Below are 18,437 nucleotides of genomic sequence, written 5' to 3'. Positions count from 1 at the left end.
CATGAATCCATCGATGCTTCCGCGCCGACGAAAAGCCTGGTCGATGGGACTGGCGCTCCTGGTCCTGCTTGGTCTCATCGTCCTGCCTTTGGGCGAAATATTCATTCAAAGCGTATACCGGGACGGGGAGCTGCAATGGTCGGCCCCGTTCCGAACGTTGGCGGATTCCGAATTGATGAACGTGCTCACGTCTTCCGTCTGGCTGGGGGCGTGCGTCATCCTCGGTACGACGGCGATCGCCCTTCCGCTTGCGTGGGTGATGGTCCATACCCGGCTCGGGGAGCGGCGGTGGCTGGAAATCGTGTTCCTTGTTCCCTTCATGACGCCGCCATACATCGGTTCGATGGGTTGGATTCTGTTCATGCAAAAAAACGGGTACCTGGAGCAGCTGGCTCCGGGGCTTGCCGGGTTTGGAGAAGCCTTTTTCTCCTTCGGCGGCATGGTTGCGATCATGAGCCTGCATCTTTATCCGTTTCTGTACTTGCTGCTGCGCGGAGCGCTCGAGAGAATCGGAGGGAATATGGAGGAGGCGGCCGCGGTGATGGGAGCGCCGTTTCTCTACCGCTTCCGCCGGGTGATCGCCCCTTTGCTGCTGTCGGCCTTCGGCATGGGCGCGATGCTCATCTTTGTCAAAACGATCGCGGAATTCGGCACCCCGGTTACGTTCGGCAAGCGAATCGGATACGAAGTCATGACGTCCGAAATCCATAAATACATTTCCAGCTGGCCAATCGATTTCGGCAAGGCGACTTCGCTGTCGTCCGTGCTTCTGGCAAGCTGCCTGCTGGTCTGGTACATGCAGTCCGTGATGAGCCGAAAATATACGTTTGGCTTGGTAGGGGGAAAAGGCGTCCGCCGTTCCGCCATGCGCGGCGCCGGCTGGCTGCAGTGGGCGGCGGGAATCTACGTCATTTTGCTGCTGATCGCATCGATCGGCATCCCGTATTTTTCGATCGTAGCGGCTTCCACGATGAAGCTGCGGGGCGTCGGACTCGCCTGGAACAACTTTACGCTCGATTTCTATAAAGAGCTGCTCAGCTGGCATTCGCCCAGCATGAAGGCACTGATGATCAGTTTATGGCTGTCCTTGGCCGCTTCGACCATCGCCGTGCTGCTCGGGACCTGGTTCGCCGTCGCGATCGGAAGGTCCAAAACCCGCGGGCAGCGCACGCTCGATCTGTTCAGTTTGCTCCCGAACACGGTGCCGGGAATCGTTCTTGTCGTGGGGTTGATTTTGTTATGGAACTCCCCGTGGATGCCGATACCGCTGTACAACACCTACGGCATGGTCATCCTCACGTATGTCGTCTTATTCGTTCCGTACACGGTGCAGTACGTCAAAAGCGCCTTCACGCAAATCGACGCGTCGCTCGTTCAGGCCGGGCAAGTATTCGGCGCAAAACCGGGCTACATTTTCCGCAGGGTGCTGCTGCCGCTGATCGTTCCGGGAATGCTGGCCGGATGGATGATGACCTTTACGATCGCATCGCGGGAGCTGGTCGGCTCCCTGCTCATTTTGCCGCCGTCGATGCAGACCTCGGCCACGTATATCTACGCCCAGTTCGAGCAGGGGCAAGTATCGCTCGGGATGGCGATGGCCGTCATCTCGGTGGGGCTGACCACCTTGCTGCTCGTTCTGCTCGAAGTCGCGGGCTCCAAAAGAAAGCGGGACGCTCGATGATGGAGTTGAAAGTGTGGGGCGGCGCCGGCGAGCATGGCCGTTCTTGTTACGTAATCACAGGAAATCAGCATCGGATCATGCTCGACTGCGGCGTCAAAAAGGGAGGGACCGGACAATACCCCCTGCTTGAAGAAAACCTGATCCCCGATCTGACGGCGGTATTCCTTTCGCATGCCCACGAGGATCATTCCATGGCCTTGCCTCTGTTATACAAGCATGGTTATCGCGGGGAGATTTGGGCAACGAAGCCAACGGTCAAGCAGTTGGAGCATTATTTTGACCATTGGCGCAAATACGTGGCAGGACGAAACGGCGAGCTTCCATATGGCCAAGAGCATATTTCCGCCATGCGCTTTCGCATCCTGGAGGAGGAAGTTGCCGGAGGCGAATGGCTGCAGCTGCAGGATAGGCTTCGGCTGCGGTGGGGGCGGAGCGGCCATATGCTCGGTTCCGTCTGGCTGCGGATTTATATGGAGGACCGGCATTTATTTTATTCGGGAGACTTCAGCCGCGAATCCGGGCTGCTTGTCGCCGATCCGCCTGATGCGTCCTCTTTAGGGGAAACGTCTTCAGATCTTGACCGAAAACCTACCGGAATTTCTTTATCCATCATGGACAATGCATATGGGACGGACGAGGAGTCGCAGGATCAGAAGCTGGACCTGCTTGGCCGGTTCGCTCAACGCGTTTTGGAACGAGGGGGGCATGTCCTGATGCCGGTCCCGGCTTTCGGCCGGGGACAGGATTTGCTGCTGTGGGCGCGAAGACGTTTCCCGAATCGGCATATCCTTGCCGAACCGGAAATCGTTGAAGGGCTTCGGCAGATGGCCGAATGGAAGCATTGGCTCCGACCTGGGGCCGAACGCCAAATTGAGGAAGCCTTGTCCTCCCCGTATCTTCATGTTCCGGCATGCCAGGACGAACGGCTTCGGCGGCTGCAGGGCAACCATCCGCTGCTTATCTTTACGACCGATGGCATGATGGAGTCGCCGCGGGCCCGTTGGTACGCCAGCCGTCTTGCGCCGGACGCGAACCATGCCGTCGTCATTACGGGCCATGCAAGCGAAGGGACGTTTGCCCGCCGACTGCTGAAGGGCGAAGCCGTGGGGATGTCTTGCGAAACGGTTCGGATCGGCTACAAAATCCATCAGGGGCTGAACGACGTCCGCCGTATGCTGCAAGAGGTGCCGAGCCGTCATACGTTGCTGGTCCATGCTCCGCAAGCCGAAACGGATCAGGTCGTTGCCCGCCTCGGACGGGAAGGGCACCCGGGCCTGCTTTCATTAAAGTCGGGAGAGTCCATGGTCTTTTAATCTCGGAGAATATTAGATCTCTTATTCCTCGTCAGACATCGTCTGGCGGGGATTTTTGCGCTTCAAGCCTGGCAAAAGTTGAGGGGAAGGGATCAGAAAGGGAGTTTCTTTTTCTATGCAAATGTTGGTATATTGGTTAATGTATAATTAACCTGCCCCGAAATATGCATGACCTCTCTCCCATGAACTCATCCATTGGAACTGGTTGAAATTGTATTTTAAGAAATCATGGTTTTTTTGGTAAAATAGTATTCTGGGCGGTAGAGTACCGTCTCCCAAAAAGAGAATATGAAGGGGACTAAGTTTCGGCGTTGACCGAGAAGAGGAGGACACATGAAATCAATTAAGCTCTCATTATTTTCCCTTACGTTGCTGCTCCTCATGGTGACCGGCTTGTCCGGTTTGGCGGGAGGCGCCGCAGCGGAGCCGAATTCCGGCAAAACTTACGTGATCGGCACCGACATTACGTTTGCGCCATTTGAGTTTCAGGACGTTAACGGAAAATACGTCGGAATCGACATGGATCTGATGGAAGCCATCGCCAAAGATCAAAATTTCAAGTATGAAATCAAACCTCTGGGCTTTAACGCAGCCGTTCAGGCTTTGGAGTCGAACCAGGTGGACGGCGTGATCGCGGGGATGAGCATTACCGACGAAAGGAAGCAAAAGTTCGATTTTTCCGAACCGTATTTTGAATCCGGCGTCGTCATGGCGGTCGGCATAAATAACGACACCGTCAAAAGCTACGACGATTTGAAAGGGAAAAAGGTTGCGGTCAAAACCGGAACCGAAGGCTACACCTTCGCGAAATCGATCGCTTCGAAATACGGATTCACGATCGTCCCGTTCGATGATTCTTCCCAGATGTACGAAGACGTGAAAACCGGGAACTCCGTGGCCTGCTTCGAAGATTATCCCGTGCTGGCCTACGTCGCCACCCAAAGCAAAGCCCTTAAAATCGTAACACAGAAGGAAGCGGGCGCCTCCTACGGTTTTGCGGTAGGCAAAGGCAAAAACAAAGAGCTTCTGGAAAAATTCAATACCGGCCTGGCCAATCTTAAGGCAAGCGGAGAATATAAACGCATCAAAGAAAAATATCTTGGCGAAGATGCGGCCGTTTCGGTAAAGCAAAGCCGCGGGGAGTTGATTTTAGGATCGATCCAGCCGCTTCTGGTCGGTCTCGGCAAGACGCTTCTGTACACGATCGTTTCGCTCTTTTTTGCCTTTATTCTGGGCCTGATATTCGGTTTTATGAAAGTGGGGCAAAACCGGTTCCTGCGCGGCGTGGCGACGGTGTTCGTCGATCTGTTCCGCGGCATTCCGCTGATCGTTCTCGCCCTGTTCATTTATTTCGGCATTCCGCAGGCTTTGGGCTTTACGATGCCGCTGTTCCTGGCGGCGATTTTGACGCTGAGCTTGAATGCGGGGGCTTACGTGACGGAGATCATTCGCGGCGGCATCCAATCGATCGACCGGGGGCAAATGGAGGCGGCACGGTCGCTCGGTTTGCCTTATCGCAAAGCGATGATCAAGATCATCATCCCGCAGGCGATTCGCGTCATGGTTCCTGCGTTTATCAATCAGCTTGTCATTACGCTTAAAGACACGTCGATTCTGTCGGCGATCGGTCTGGTCGAGCTGACGCAGTCCGGCAAAATCATTATCGCGAGAACGTATGAATCCTTTACCATTTGGGCAGAAGTTGCCATCATGTATTTGATCGTCATTACGTTGTTAACGAAACTTTCAGGATATCTCGAAGGGAGGGTGCGCCGTGGGTAAAATCCGGGTTGAAGGTTTGAAGAAAAGCTATGGCGCCAACCAGGTGCTGAAAGGCATCGACATGCAGGTCAAGCAGGGCGAGGTCGTCTGCGTGATCGGTCCTTCCGGTTCGGGGAAAAGCACGTTCCTGCGCTGCATCAACCGGCTCGAGGACATTACGGAAGGCAAGGTCATCGTCGATGACCAGGACCTGAACGATCCGAAAACGGACATCAACAAGGCACGCGAAAACATCGGCATGGTCTTCCAGCATTTTAACCTGTTTCCGCATTTCAGCGTGCTGAAGAACATCATGTTCGCTCCGATGGAGCTGGGAAAAATGAATGCGAAGGAAGCCCGCGACACGGCGATGAAGCTGCTTGCGCGGGTCGGACTCGCCGACAAGGCGGACGCATACCCAAGTCAGCTGTCAGGTGGCCAAAAGCAGCGGGTAGCGATCGCCCGCGCGCTGGCGATGAACCCTGACGTGATGCTGTTCGACGAGCCGACATCGGCGCTTGACCCCGAAATGGTCGGCGAGGTGCTCGGCGTCATGAAGGACCTGGCGCGCGAAGGGATGACGATGATGATCGTCACGCACGAGATGGGCTTTGCCCGCGAGGTGGCGGATCGCGTCATCTTCATGGACGGCGGCTACATCATCGAGGATGGCACGCCTGAAGAAGTGTTCGGCAACCCGAAAAACGAACGGACCATCAGCTTTTTGCAGAAAGTGCTGTAGCAGGACGAGGCTGCTTTAAAGCGGATTGAATCCATAAATAGGGTTAAAACAAAGGCTCTCGCAGGCAGCTAAGGCTGACTTCCGGGAGCCTTTTTGCAAAAAGAGATGAAAAAACATGGCGCGGTTGACTATGGTCAACGGGTATAGTAATATAAAGTAAAATTTTTACTAAGGGGAAATTTTGATGTCCGGAACCGTTCTTAACTAATTAAATTCCATATTTGAAGCTTCACAGAAAGTCCCAAAGACCCATGGATGAAATGGCATGGTCCTGCTTTTATTTGGGCATGTGGAAGCTTCGGAATTAGTTAAGAACGGCGGATATAATCGGAGCCTTAGAGGCTGCCTAATTGATATGCACCCACATCCGTGCTGAGTTCAGCGCGGATTTTTTGTTTTATGTGGCGTTCATTTCAGGCGGAATCCGAAAAGGGCAGGGATGACGTATGTTCATCCCTGCCCTTTTTCTATTTTGATGAAAGGAGTGATGGTATGTCGGCGTCGGAGAGCTTCGCGAAATTGGCGGAAAGAATCATAACGAGGGTAAATATTGAGGAGGGATTGGGTGAAAACATACATTGAACAAGCAAGTCAATATACCCGGCTGCAGGAAGGTAATCACGTTATTGAGCAGCTGTTGATCGAAAGTTACTTGAATCCGGGCATTTCCACGAAAGAGTTGGCACGCAGAACGTTGCTGCCGACGCCGGTCGCTTCGGCAATCAAACGGGAATTGATAAAAGCAGGGGCGCTCGTGCAGGACCGAGGCGTCCGCTGCACGCCTGAGGGAGCGGCATGGATGGAACGCGAATGCGGATATGGCGGTTTGGACCGCGCGCTGTTTCGCGATTTGCTCTATGAAACGGAATGGAATGAGAAACTTGAAGACGTATTAGCGATATTGAAGGGACTGTTTCAACAGCGGCCGTCCGCCGACGTTCAAATCGATCAGTCCAAATGCACTCCGGAAACGAGCCTGAACCGGGCGATCCTCTGCTTGAAGCAGCATGCGTTCATCGGAAAAAACATATTATGCGTTGGCGATGATGATCTGGTGAGTGTGTCGATCGGTCTGCTGCTGCAAAAATTGTTTCCGTCCGGCAGTCATAACGCCACGCAAGTGCACGTGCTGGACATTGACGACCGATTTTTGGAGCATATCGAGACGATCGCGAGAGAACATGATCTGCCGATAACATGCAGCAAATTGGATTTAAGGGAAGAGCTGCCGGAGAACCTGCACGGCCGTTTCGATAGTTTCTTTACGGATCCGCCCTATACGCTGCAAGGGATGGGTCTGTTCGTATCGCGCGGGATCCAGGCGTTGAAGAGAGAAAAAGGGCTACCGATTTTTCTTTCTTTTGCCCATAAGGCTCCGTCGTTTATGTTGGCCATGCAGCGGGAGTTCATCCGGATGGGGCTGACGGTAGCCGCTAATTTTCCGAGATTCAATGCCTACGAAGGTGCTGAAATGATCGCCAACCGGAGCCAGATGTTTATTTTGCGGACGACGGATCAAACGAAGCCGGAATATTCCGGAATCTTCGCCGATGCCCTTTACACGGGAGAAGTGAATCAAACGCTGCGCACTTATCGCTGCAAGAGTTGCTCCAGAGAGGTATTTGTCGGGATCACAGGAGAAGTTGCAACCATTGAGCAGCTTAAGAATGAAGGATGTAGCGGTTGCGGGTACGATATGTTTGAGATGGTGGCCAAAAAAGCGGTGCTGCGGGAGAAGATGGGCGAACCTTTGGCGGATTAAAATATGGACGCAAATCAGATTGTACATGAATAGAACCGGAGGACGATCCTTGACTGCTTACGGGTCGGGACCGATCTGTTGGCGAACGGTTGAGCTGTCGTCCCCGAGCCAGCCGGGAGTATCCAAACATTTGCGGGTTTTTCGGGAAGCCGGGCTCGTCAGTTCGGAACGCTGCTCAGAAGCGTTTGTACGGCTTGAATGCAAAGCCTTTGGAGCAGATTAATAATTGGTTTGAGCCTTATCGGAGGTTCTGGAACGGCAAGTTGGATGATTTGGAACGTTTTTTGGATGAAGAAAAATCATGACCATGTCTTAGCGGCGGGATACTAGGTTATATTTTTATAAACGGGCTAACTAAAAAGGAGGATAAGCCATGAACCCATTGGCCGTAGTTGAGCAGGACGGGAAGGAAACCCGGGTGTGGTTCGTACGCCATTTGAAGCATCCGGTGGAGAAAGTCTGGTCGTTTCTGACGGATAACGATAAGCTGAAACAATGGTTTTCCGAGCTGCGCGTAGAAGATTTGCGCGAGGGCGGGACCCTCTCTTTCGACATGCAGAACGGTACTTATGAATATTTCGAAATTCTGGAACTGAAGCCGTTATCCGTGCTGGAATATACGTGGGCTGAAAACCGTGTCCGGTTTGAGCTGCACCCGGAGCAGGAAGGCTGCCGTCTCGTTTTCATCGAAACCGTCGCAGAGGTCACCGATCATACGCCTAAGGACATTGCCGGATGGGATGTATGTCTGGATGTAATCGAGGCGCTTCTGGACGGAAGGACAATATCGCAGCGGAAAGCCGTTTGGGAAGAAAAATACCCGAGATATGTCGAGAAGTTTACGGAGCTCAACCGGAATAAATAGAAGCAAAACTTTGTAAGAAAGAAGGAGCCTTCTGATCCGAATGGATCGGAGGGCTCTTTTTTCAAGGGGCAATATGGGGTACCGTTGAGTCATCAGGCACTTTTCGCTTTCCGGATTCGTTCATTCCTCGGATAATCTCAGCAGCTCGTAAAAGTGGCTCATTTGCCTTTATAGAATGAAATTCCAATACTCTTACGATGCTAATGACTAATTTTTGCCTTCTATTCCCCGTATGTATTCGAGTCGTTCTATTACTTTTAGAAATGTTTCGGGTGAAGGATGACCCGGTGGTTCCCTTAACCAACCCAATATCGTTTTATTGGATTCGGATGGATGCAAAGTTTGAAAACATTTGAATATAGTGTTATAGTTTTCCTTGAGTAAGACTAAGGAGGGGTACCATAATGAAAAAAAGATCATTGAATTCTTTATCTAAAGGTGTAGGGTACTCAACTGCCGTTTTTTTCGTGTTTGCTAATCATGGGAGAAGTCTGTCTAATTGCAGAAATAACGACTTAAATCCTTTGATTAGAATCTCTAATTAAAGTAGTGGGTTAAAAACCACGGGTCGTTTCCTGTGGAATTTATAAAAACATGTTACTAAAAACCACAGGTCGTTTTCTGTGGTTTTTTTATTTTCAGAAGGAGGAAAGAACATGGAGAAAACACAAGAAATATTTATTAGGCAATTGGAATTATCAGATGCGGAGGATTGTCTTAAGTTAGAGGTTGAAAATAGAGACTTTTTCCAACTTTATGGACCTCTAAGAGATGAAAAGTTTTACACAATTGATGGACAAATTGAGCGAATTGAAAAGTATGTTTTACTAGCTAAGCAGGACTCAGCCTATTCTTTTGGTATATTTCTGACAGACAGTAAGCAACTGATTGGGAATGTTACACTATCTGAGGTTGCAAGAGGTAACTATCAGAGTTGTTGGATTGGGTATTCCTTAGACCGTAAGCATAATGGGAAGGGATACATGACAAAGGCCGTCAAATTAGCTGTAGACTATGGATTTAATGAATTAAAGTTACATCGAATTGAAGCTGGAGTTATGCCTCATAATATACCTTCCATCAAAGTGCTGGAAAAGGCAGGGTTTCATAAAGAAGGAATAGCGATAGAGAATGTCAAGATTAATGGAAGGTGGGAGAATCATCAAATATTAGCGATTGTTAATAATGAAAAGTACGATTCGAAAGTAATCGGATAAAACACCCCTGGTATTGCTTTGCCGATGGGAGAATACACACCCAACGATTGTGCCGAGTGAAGCGGAATTAATCGTTTCTTCAGGCAAGTAGGAATAGATATGGAAGGGGATGTTCCCGGATTCCGTTGAAAGACAATTTCAAATTGCATTGGAGAACACTATAACACTTCTTAACAGTGAGAATATAAATACCGATGGAATTGTTAAAGTGAATATTGGGTTAACTGAAAAGGCTTTTTAATAAGCAGATTTCCTTACCCTTGTAATCCGCATTTCCCTGACGCTACCTGAACAGCAGGGATTTATTACCGGTTATTGAATAGGTTATAAAAGTAGATAAAACCAATTCATGGAGGTGATCGATGCATCCTGAGCTTGTTAAATTTATGGCACGCAAAATCATCGGCATCGGAAACATCGGTAAGCCGTCCCGCCCTGAAGAAGCTTGGCCGGCATTGTTTGCAAGGATTGATCAAATTCCAGGCCGGGTGAACCGGTCGGAAACACTCGGCGTGATCCCAAGGGATGAATACGGCTATCTTGCTGGCGTAGAAACCGCGCTCTCAAGCAAAGTGCCCGAAGGGATGTCTTCGTATATCATACCCGCCGGGGAATATGCTTACTTAAGGCACAAGGCCCATTAAGCCAGATCAACGAAACGTTTGAAGAACTTATTGCCTGGCTACGTAAAAACGATTATGAACAATTCGACGTCGTTTGTTTTGAAGTGTATGATGAAAGATTTAAAGGTGAACAACCCGAAAGCGAAATTGATATGTACATACAGATAAAATGACGTTTGTCCTCCTAGCGTATGATCGGTTTCCCGAGTATATCGCTTGAACGGCAAATCCGTAAGTACACAATTTTAAAGGTGAGTGTTAAAGCCCTTTGCCTTGGTTATATCAGCCGTTTTTGGGCGTTCTCTATCATTTCGGCGCTTCAACAGGACGGATGAGTTCGATTGTTCTTCGTTCACCCAATATGTTTTCAAACAAAACGGCATCAATCTTCCGCGGTCTTCGAGACAACAGTCTGCCGTGGGAACGCCGGTTTCCAAAGATCAACTGCAGCCGGGAGATGGGCTTCTGTTTATCGGTAGCAGTTGGCGGGCTCGCATGATTATTCCGTAACTTACGGGGTAGATTCTTTTTCCGGAGTGATGATCAAGATTCCCGCAGCTTCTTCCGATACTCCGATGGCGTACAGTTGTACACCTTGCGGAACTGTCGGGCGTAATAATTCTGGTCCCGAAAGCCGCTTTCGAGGGCCACCTGGGAAATGGACAGGTTTGGATGGCGAAGCAGCGTGCATGAATAGTCCAGACGCTTGCGTATGACGTAATCCATCGGTGTGGTGTGATAGTTGCGCGTAAAGACGCGCTGAAACTGGCGGGTGGACAGGTAGGCTTTGTCGGCCATCGCTTGCAGGGTGATCGGCTGGAGAAAATGCTCTTCAATGTAAGTGACGGCTTCACCGATCCGCAGGGCCTTGTTATCATCAGCTCCGCTGCCGATCTGATAATAGCGGGAGAGCAGGCCGACGAGAGCGGTAAAATAAGAGCGAATCATCAGACGATAGCCCTGCGGCTGCAGTTCATACTCGGTTAAAATCAGGTCAAGCAGCCTTGTCGCTTCCTGCAGCTGCGCTTGGTTCAGCGTAAGCATGCCCTTGAAGTTCATTTCCTTGCGGTAAAACGGTTCGATGTAGAAGAGCGCTTGAAAGCCTGGAAGCAGCCTAAGCTCGGACAGCTGCAGAAGCTGCTCGGGCTGGAACATGACGTTGATGTATTCAATCCCGTCAACGTTTTTGTAGCCATGGGATACGCCGCTGTGAATCAAGAATACCTGGCCGGCTGTAACGGGGTATTCCCTCCCTTCAATGATATGAACGGCGCTGCCCTGCAAAATGACGACGAGTTCGGAAAAATCGTGGCTATGTACAAAATATTCGTGCGTTAGCGGACATTTCTGAATGCGGAACGTAAATCCCGGTTCGAGCCCGATGTCCGTGGCAAACAGTCTGGTCATCATGTCCATATTATGCTAAACAATGTCGGCATCGTCAAGGCGAAGAGCGGCGTCCCGCGATACCATTAAGATTACGGGCCGAAGCATGGCAGATTGATACGTCATCGGCTTAGAGTATGTCAATGGGGAGGTACTTATGGATTTATGGTGGAATGAAAGGACGAATCAGCCCGTGAAGCCGGTTATTCTTTTTCTGGGGGACAGCATTACGGCAAGCGGTCATTATATCCGGTATACCGAAGCTTGGCTCCGCCAGCACCGGCCGACGATGGACATGAAGCTGGTTCCATGCGGTGTGCCCAGCGAAACCGTGTCGGGACTCAGTGAGGCGGCACACCCGTTTCCGCGCCCCTGCGTGCACGATCGGCTTCGGAACGCGCTGGATACGATATCGCCCGGGATCGTGGCCGCCTGTTACGGGATGAACGACGGGATTTACCATCCTTACTCCGTGGATCGTTTTGCTGCCTTTCAAGAGGGGATGTATCGTCTAGCCGAACGCAGCCGAAAGGCAGGAGCCAAGGTGGTGCTCATGACGCCGCCGCCGTTTGACCCATCCTCCATGAACGCCGAACTTCTGCCCGAAAGCGCACCGGATTTCAGTTATCTCACACCATACCGGGAGTATGACCGCGTTCTCGAACAATATTCCGCATGGCTTCTGTCTGGTGGTGATGTAGCCGACCAGATCATCGACTTGCGCAGTCCGCTGCTGGACCATATCAAGGAACAAAGGGCACTGAATGCTGCTTATCGTTCAGGGGACGGTATTCATCCAAATCGTGCCGGGCACTGGGTTATGGCGCGTACGCTTCTCAAGGAAATGTTCGGCGCGGCACCCGGTGTTATTCCCGATGTGGATGCGATTTCGAGATCGATTGCTGAAGAAACGGATTGACACCTAAAAATCAACCGGATTATAGTTAGGTCACTCCAACAATTGGGAGGGAGAGAGGTACGATGAAATTGCTGCAAATGCTGCGAACGCGGAAATATTTACAGCGGATCTTGCTCAGCTTTATGCTCGTAGTCGCCACGCTGGCGGTGGCCTCCCTATTTATGAACGCCTTCGCACGCGACAAAGTGCTCAGCCTTCAGAACGAAGCCGACCGCAAGCTGCTGACCCAAATCAACTATAACATCGAAAACATGAACGGCATCGTCAAGGACCTGGCGGTATCCTTGTACAACGACGAAGAGCTGATCGCACTGAAATCCGGAGCGGATTACAAGCAGAGCATTCTGAAGATCGAGCGCCTGAATCAGACCGTAGCGGCGTCTCCGTATCTCCACGCTGCCGTCTTTTACAACGGGGCGCAGCACCGGTTTTTCTCATCGCTCAACCATGATATGGACAACAGGCTGCTGTATCAAAGGCTGGGGGATTATATGTCGTCCCGCAGCGACCTGCCGAAGCTCCAGTTGATTCCGATGGATCTGGACGGCGAAAATGAAGGGATCGACGTATTCGCCTTCTTCATTTATGACGGTCCTTCCTTAGGTTCCGTAAATGATAATGTCCTGATATTGACCGTCAAGCCGGGATGGATGCTGGATAACGTGAAAGCGCTTAATCGTGTCGCGGAGCGGGAGAACGACATGCTGTTCGTGGCCGACGGTGACGGGCGCATGCTGATCTCCAACGACCGGTCGCTGCCGGAAGGGCTGAGCGTCAAAAAGGATTTGCTTCCGCGAATCCAATCCACCGGGAGTACGCTGGACTCTTTTATCTATAAGCACGGTTCGCATAAATACAAGGTGACGTATTTGAGCAAAGGGCTGAACAACTGGCAAATCGTCAGCCTCCAAAATTATAACGACGTGCTCGGCAGCGTCCGGCAGATGAAGTGGACGGAGATGGCCGTGACGCTGTCCGTTGCAGTCCTGGCTGTGCTGCTGTCCGTGTTTTTTTCGCTGCGGCTGTATAAACCGGTCGGACAGCTCCTGACGCTTGTTCCGCCGCAGCGGCGTGATGCTCCCCCGGCGAAGGATGAGCTGTCGGTCATTGCCGCCAACGTCACGGAAATGATCGGAAAGCTGAAAGGGCTCGAGCAGGAGAGGGCATCCCAATGGAACATCGCCAAGGTCTATCACCTGCGCAGCCTGATCGGTCTCAGCGAAGGTGTAAACGAACTGGAGTTTCGGCGGATCAGAGAACAGTACGGGCTCGATATCGCCTATCCATCGCGGCTCCGGCTGGCTCTGGTGCAGATTGACGACGTACAGAGCCTTACCCCCGGCCAGGGATCGCAAGCGGAATCGCTGCTGTATTTCGCCATAGCCAATATTGGCCAGGAACTGCTCCACAAACACGGATCCTGCGAAGCCGCAGATATGAAAAGCGGGCATCTCGTCTTTATCGTCGGCGGCGAATCCAGGGATCTTGCCATGCTTGCCGACCGCTTTCGGGAGCTTCAGCACACCATCCTTCAATATTATCGGGTTACCTTCACGGTAACGCTCAGCGACCCGTTTGAAGACTACCGCGAAATCACGGCGCATTATAACCTGGCTGTCCGCCACGCCAATTACCGCATGGTTTTCGGCAAAGGTGCGGTGCTAGAGCCGGAACGGGTCCGAAGCTGCGAGGCAAACGATACGTTCCGCATTCCGCAGGAATTGGAGCGGCGCCTGACGGAAGGATTAAAGAGCGGCGATCTGGAAGAGACGGAGCAGGCGATCCGGAGCTGGAGAGAGCTGATCGGCGGATTCAGCTTCGAGAATATGTACTCTGCGCTGCTGCATCTGGCAGTGACGCTCAGCAATACGCTGGGAGAGATGAACCATCACAATTTGAACCCGGTATCGGTCAACGTTCAGGCCATCAACCGGCGCATTCTCGAGAAAGAAACGTTGGATGAAATCGAAACGGTGCTGCTCGAGGTCGTCCGCGAGGTATTCGAACAGCGGCGGAACGGGCGTGAAGACAAGAACAGGCTGCTTGCCGATACCGTGAAAGAAATAATCGACAAGCATTTTGCCGATCCGGATCTCAACGTGCAGCGGATCGCCGACATGCTGAAGATGAGCTCGGTTTACATCGGGCAGGTGTTCAAGGCACAGGAAGGAACGACGGTCGTCGATCAGATTAATGCCACCCGCCTGGCCCGTGCCCGAACGTATTTGGAGCAGCAGGAGCTGACCGTAGCGGAAATTATGGAAAAGGTCGGCTTCGGCAACGAAAGCTATTTTTACCGCTTGTTCAAACGCCGGTACGGAACCACACCCAAGGAGTACCGCCTGAAATCAGCCATAGAGAGAAGCATATGAACCTGATGAAGACCCGCACGGGAGAACCTCTTCCCTGGCGGGTCTTTTGCCTGCTCCAGGGCGGCTGCAGGCCTGTAAATACAGGAATCCGGCATCTATACAGCCCGCCAGTACAGTGATCCTGCAATTGTACAGTACGCAGCAGCAAGTGTTTTACGTTATCGTTAGACGTGCAAAGCCTGACACCAGGCAGAGCGCAAAGGAGGAAAGGGGCTTACGATATGTTGAATAAGGTTTCTCTGGCGGGTGACGCAGAAAACAGACGGGTGGCGCCAGAACCCGGACAAACCGGACTGCTGCCCTCGCCAGATGTGCCGCCAAAGCAGCGCAAGCAAAAATCGTTCATCCGGAGGGAGCTGCGCCATTTCCGTAACAACCGGGAGCTGTTCCTGCTCTCATTGCCGGGAATATTGTATAAGCTGATATTTGCCTATATTCCGATGGTGGGGCTCATCATCGCCTTCAAAAATTATCGGTACGATCTGGGCATCTTCGGCAGCAAATGGGTGGGACTCGATAATTTCCGGTATTTGTTTTCTACGGATACGGCTTGGCGGATTACGCGCAACACGGTGCTGTACAATGCGGCCTACATCTTGGTGACCACCGTGGCTGCACTGCTGCTTGCGATCCTGATGAACGAAATCAAGCAGAAATGGAGCAAGTTTTATCAGACCGCCTTGTTTCTGCCGCATTTCCTGTCCTGGGTGCTGGTCGGTTACGTCGCGTATGCTTTTTTGAACCATGCAGACGGTTTGATCAACCGGACGCTGCAAGCGTTTGGAATGGATCCGGTCAGCTGGTATCAGAACGCAGCGCCGTGGCCGGTCATTCTCATACTGGTTCATTTATGGAAGGCCGTCGGTTTCAATACGCTTATCTATTTCGCGGGAATTTTGGGGATCAACGGAGAATATTACGAAGCGGCGCGGATCGACGGGGCGACCAAATGGCAGATGGCCCGCAAGATCACCATTCCGCTGCTGTCGCCGCTCGTCATCATACTGCTGATTTTGTCCATCGGCAACATGTTCCGCGGCGATTTCGGTCTGCACTACTTCATTCCGAACAACTCGGGTTTCCTGTATGGATCCACCGATATTATCGATACTTACGTGTACCGCGCGCTGCGGGAAATCGGGAACGTGAGCATGTCGGCGGCAACGGGCTTTTACCAATCGGTTGTCGGCTTCGTACTGGTTCTGCTGGCTAACGGCATTGTGCGCAAAATCAATCCCGACCATTCTTTATGGTAAGGAGGTGACATAAGGTGACGAAAACATTGGAGCTGTCGAAAGTATTGATCAACCTGCTCTTTATCATCCTGTCCGTCTTGGTCGTGCTGCCGTTTCTGCTCGTCATCGCCGTATCGTTAACGGATGAGAAGGCATTGTCCCGGGACGGCTATCAATTCATCCCCAAATCGTTCAGCCTGGAGGCGTACCGCTATCTGCTGGATGCCCCGGACGTGATGATTCAGGCATACGGGGTTACGATCACCGTCACGGTAATCGGATCGCTCGTCGGCCTGCTGCTGACCGCGATGACCGCTTACGTCATTTCCCGGCCGGATTACCGCTACAACCGGATGACGACCTTTTACGTATTTTTCACGATGCTGTTCAGCGGGGGACTCGTACCTTCCTATATTCTAATGACCCAGTACCTGCACCTCAAAGACAGCCTGCTCGCACTCATTTTGCCGGTGCTGCTGTCGCCGTTCAACATCATGGTCATGAAAGGATTCATGTCCAAGATACCGCTTGAGATCATCGAATCGGCGAAAATGGATGGGGCGAGGGAATTCCGGATTTTCTTCCGCATCATTCTTCCATTGTCCACGCCGGCATTGGCTACGCTGGGCCTGCTGATCTCGTTCTCCTATTGGAACGACTGGTTTAACGCGATGTTGTACATCGACGATCCGGGTAAGGTGCCGCTGCAGCTGCTGCTGGTCCGGACGCTGAACAGCATCGAGTTTCTCACGACGAATACCGAGTTTGCGACGCAGCTGGGCATCGACCTGGCGAGCTTCCCGAACAATTCCGCCCGGATGGCGATCGCCGTGCTGGCCGGCGGACCGATGCTGATCATCTTCCCGTTCTTCCAGCGCTTTTTCGTGAAAGGGCTTACGGTTGGCTCCCTCAAGGGTTAACATACACGCAAGCGATTATAAAAACAGGAGGTCACACAGATGAAGAAAAAGTGGTTTGGCGTGCTGGCGTTTATCCTGCTGGCAGCGACCGTCCTTGCCGGATGCGGCGGAGGAAAAAGCGCGGACGGCGGCGGAGAATCGGCCGGATCAACGGATGTGAAGAACGAGAGCGGATTGAAACCCGTCGAGCTGACCTGGTATTATCCGCTGTCCCAGCTCCAGCCCGATCAGCAGAAGGTGCAGGACGAAGTCAACAAAATCGTCAAAGAAAAGATCAACGCTACCGTCAAGCTGATGCCGGTCTCTATTGGCGACTACGTGCAAAAAATGAACACTGTGCTGGCAGCAGGCGAGAAGTTCGACATTCTCTGGACCGGCTACATGCTGAAGCCGGAGGAGCTGGTACGCAAAGGAGCCATACAGCCGCTTGACGATCTGCTGAATCAATACGCGCCTGAGCTGAAATCCGATGTGCCCCAGGTGATGTGGGACGGCCTCTCCGTCGACGGCAAGATATACGGCATCCCCAACCAGCAGATCAACGGTTCCCGATATGGATTTATCGTGCTGAAGGAGCTTGCCGACAAGTATAAACTGGACACCACGAAGATTAAAAAGATTGAGGACATTGAACCGTTCCTGAAGCAGATCAAGGACAACGAACCGGATATGATCCCGTTCGGAATCTTCGGCACTGATTTTATCAATCCGCAGGTGCATGACGACAAATATTGGATCGTGCCGGGGCTCGATGACCACTTCTACATCAAGACGGATGACCCGACCTATACGCTTCAACGTTATCCGGAAGAAGAGCTGAACAATTTCCGCCTGGCCAGCAAATGGTACAAGGAAGGTTACATTTACAAGGATGCGGCGACCGTGAAATCGGGTGACTTCAAAGGCAAGATCGCGGTGGATTACCATATCGTTCTGAAACCCGGCGTCGAAGCTGAAGTCAAGGCAAGAAACGGCGGACACGACGTGGTCATCATCCCGCTCAGCAACTGGTTCTCCAACGGTTATTCGGCGACCACCAACCAATCGATCAGCCGCACTTCGCCGAATCCGGACCGGGCGATGATGCTGCTGAACCTCGTGAACACCGACAAGGAGCTGTACAATCTGCTGTGCAACGGCCTGGAAGGCGTTCATTACGAGAAGCAGTCCGGCGAATACATTAGCGCACTTCCGGATTCCCGTTATAAACCGAATATGGACTGGGTGTTCGGCAGCGTATTCAATTCCTATTTGAAGGAAGGACAGCCGGAGAACGTTTGGGAGGAAACGAAGAAGATCAACGAAACAGCCGAAATCAATCCGGTCGGGGCGTTCAAATTCAATTCGGAGCCGGTCAGCACCGAGATCGCCAACCTGAACGCCGTATGGGGCGAATACAAACGCGGACTTGTGACCGGGACGCTTGATTTTGACGAAACCTGGCCGGTGCTCTACGGCAAGCTGAAGGAAGCGGGCGAGGATAAGTATGTGGAGGAGGTGAAGAAACAGTTTGAACAATTCCTGAAAGACAAGGGGTTGAAAAAGTAAGAAGAATATTGAAAAGCAGAGAAGCGCATGCAGCGCACGGATAACGGGGAGAAACCTGCTGTCATGGGCGGCTTTAATTGAAGCATACAACGG

At 51.9% G+C, this 18,437-nt stretch carries 13 protein-coding genes and 2 pseudogenes; 14 read left to right on the top strand and 1 reads right to left on the bottom strand.

All coding sequences use genetic code 11. The features are described from left to right. Position 1 precedes the first annotated feature (1 nt). The 9 genes and pseudogenes from NYE48_RS14650 to NYE48_RS14605 all read left to right on the top strand — a co-directional run. Positions 2–1,681: an ABC transporter permease gene (locus tag NYE48_RS14650; protein ID WP_340999184.1), complete on the top strand. Its 1,680-nt coding sequence runs from the start codon at positions 2–4 to the stop codon at positions 1,679–1,681. Next, on the top strand, positions 1,678–2,994 hold the full coding sequence (locus NYE48_RS14645; RefSeq protein ID WP_340999183.1) for an MBL fold metallo-hydrolase: 1,317 nt from the start codon (positions 1,678–1,680) through the stop codon (positions 2,992–2,994). The genes NYE48_RS14650 and NYE48_RS14645 overlap by 4 nt, the downstream gene beginning before the upstream one ends. A gap of 333 nt (positions 2,995–3,327) precedes the next feature. Next, complete coding sequence (locus tag NYE48_RS14640) at positions 3,328–4,776, top strand: amino acid ABC transporter substrate-binding protein/permease (protein ID WP_340999182.1); 1,449 nt, start codon at positions 3,328–3,330, stop codon at positions 4,774–4,776. Beyond that, entirely contained in the window at positions 4,769–5,497 is a 729-nt protein-coding gene (locus NYE48_RS14635) for an amino acid ABC transporter ATP-binding protein (RefSeq protein ID WP_340999181.1), read from the top strand. Before NYE48_RS14640 ends, NYE48_RS14635 begins: the two co-directional genes overlap by 8 nt. 565 nt (positions 5,498–6,062) lie before the next feature. Then, positions 6,063–7,259 carry a bis-aminopropyl spermidine synthase family protein gene (locus tag NYE48_RS14630; protein ID WP_340999180.1) on the top strand — a complete coding sequence of 399 codons (1,197 nt, stop codon included), beginning with the start codon at positions 6,063–6,065 and terminating at the stop codon, positions 7,257–7,259. A 373-nt stretch (positions 7,260–7,632) separates the two neighbouring features. Then, positions 7,633–8,124, top strand: a complete 492-nt coding sequence (locus NYE48_RS14625) for an SRPBCC family protein (protein ID WP_340999179.1) — start codon at positions 7,633–7,635, stop codon at positions 8,122–8,124. 656 nt (positions 8,125–8,780) lie between these two features. Next, positions 8,781–9,341: a GNAT family N-acetyltransferase gene (locus tag NYE48_RS14620; protein WP_340999178.1), complete on the top strand. Its 561-nt coding sequence runs from the start codon at positions 8,781–8,783 to the stop codon at positions 9,339–9,341. Between the two features lie 362 nt (positions 9,342–9,703). Beyond that, positions 9,704–10,137, top strand: a pseudogene (locus NYE48_RS28245) (GyrI-like domain-containing protein). A 151-nt stretch (positions 10,138–10,288) separates the two neighbouring features. Then, positions 10,289–10,435, top strand: a pseudogene (locus tag NYE48_RS14605) (C40 family peptidase); the annotation flags it as partial. A gap of 72 nt (positions 10,436–10,507) precedes the next feature. Here NYE48_RS14605 and NYE48_RS14600 read toward each other — a convergent pair. After that, entirely contained in the window at positions 10,508–11,374 is an 867-nt protein-coding gene (locus NYE48_RS14600) for an AraC family transcriptional regulator (protein WP_340999176.1), read from the bottom strand. Between the two features lie 133 nt (positions 11,375–11,507). Here NYE48_RS14600 and NYE48_RS14595 point away from each other — a divergent pair, with 133 nt between their 5' ends. The 5 genes from NYE48_RS14595 (at position 11,508) to NYE48_RS14575 (ending at position 18,344) form a co-directional block, all read left to right on the top strand. Beyond that, positions 11,508–12,269 (top strand): SGNH/GDSL hydrolase family protein, encoded by a 762-nt coding sequence (locus tag NYE48_RS14595; RefSeq protein ID WP_340999175.1) that lies wholly within the window; start codon positions 11,508–11,510, stop codon positions 12,267–12,269. Between the two features lie 62 nt (positions 12,270–12,331). Further along, complete coding sequence (locus NYE48_RS14590) at positions 12,332–14,641, top strand: AraC family transcriptional regulator (protein ID WP_340999174.1); 2,310 nt, start codon at positions 12,332–12,334, stop codon at positions 14,639–14,641. 221 nt (positions 14,642–14,862) lie between these two features. Continuing rightward, positions 14,863–15,897, top strand: coding sequence for an ABC transporter permease (locus tag NYE48_RS14585; RefSeq protein ID WP_340999173.1), 1,035 nt, complete (start codon positions 14,863–14,865; stop codon positions 15,895–15,897). Between the two features lie 14 nt (positions 15,898–15,911). Then, positions 15,912–16,796, top strand: a complete 885-nt coding sequence (locus NYE48_RS14580; protein ID WP_089547239.1) for a carbohydrate ABC transporter permease — start codon at positions 15,912–15,914, stop codon at positions 16,794–16,796. A gap of 39 nt (positions 16,797–16,835) precedes the next feature. Then, positions 16,836–18,344 carry an ABC transporter substrate-binding protein gene (locus tag NYE48_RS14575; protein ID WP_089547240.1) on the top strand — a complete coding sequence of 503 codons (1,509 nt, stop codon included), beginning with the start codon at positions 16,836–16,838 and terminating at the stop codon, positions 18,342–18,344. The last annotated feature ends 93 nt before the right edge of the window (positions 18,345–18,437 follow it).

This window comes from Paenibacillus sp. FSL M7-1455, from assembly GCF_038004655.1.
GTDB lineage: Bacteria > Bacillota > Bacilli > Paenibacillales > Paenibacillaceae > Paenibacillus_AQ > Paenibacillus_AQ cookii.
The sequence above is the reverse complement of the archived record's forward strand: the minus strand, read 5'-3'. Positions and strand labels throughout refer to the sequence as shown.

Bases quoted from the DNA above. Each gene is read 5' to 3' on its own strand.
- NYE48_RS14590 (WP_340999174.1), top strand. From the start codon at position 12,332: ATGAAATTGCTGCAAATGCTGCGAACGCGGAAATATTTACAGCGGATC.
- NYE48_RS14645 (WP_340999183.1), top strand. From the start codon at position 1,678: ATGATGGAGTTGAAAGTGTGGGGCGGCGCCGGCGAGCATGGCCGTTCT.
- NYE48_RS14575 (WP_089547240.1), top strand. From the start codon at position 16,836: ATGAAGAAAAAGTGGTTTGGCGTGCTGGCGTTTATCCTGCTGGCAGCG.
- NYE48_RS14585 (WP_340999173.1), top strand. From the start codon at position 14,863: ATGTTGAATAAGGTTTCTCTGGCGGGTGACGCAGAAAACAGACGGGTG.
- NYE48_RS14600 (WP_340999176.1), bottom strand. From the start codon at position 11,374: ATGATGACCAGACTGTTTGCCACGGACATCGGGCTCGAACCGGGATTT.
- NYE48_RS14650 (WP_340999184.1), top strand. From the start codon at position 2: ATGAATCCATCGATGCTTCCGCGCCGACGAAAAGCCTGGTCGATGGGA.
- NYE48_RS14625 (WP_340999179.1), top strand. From the start codon at position 7,633: ATGAACCCATTGGCCGTAGTTGAGCAGGACGGGAAGGAAACCCGGGTG.
- NYE48_RS14595 (WP_340999175.1), top strand. From the start codon at position 11,508: ATGGATTTATGGTGGAATGAAAGGACGAATCAGCCCGTGAAGCCGGTT.
- NYE48_RS14620 (WP_340999178.1), top strand. From the start codon at position 8,781: ATGGAGAAAACACAAGAAATATTTATTAGGCAATTGGAATTATCAGAT.
- NYE48_RS14640 (WP_340999182.1), top strand. From the start codon at position 3,328: ATGAAATCAATTAAGCTCTCATTATTTTCCCTTACGTTGCTGCTCCTC.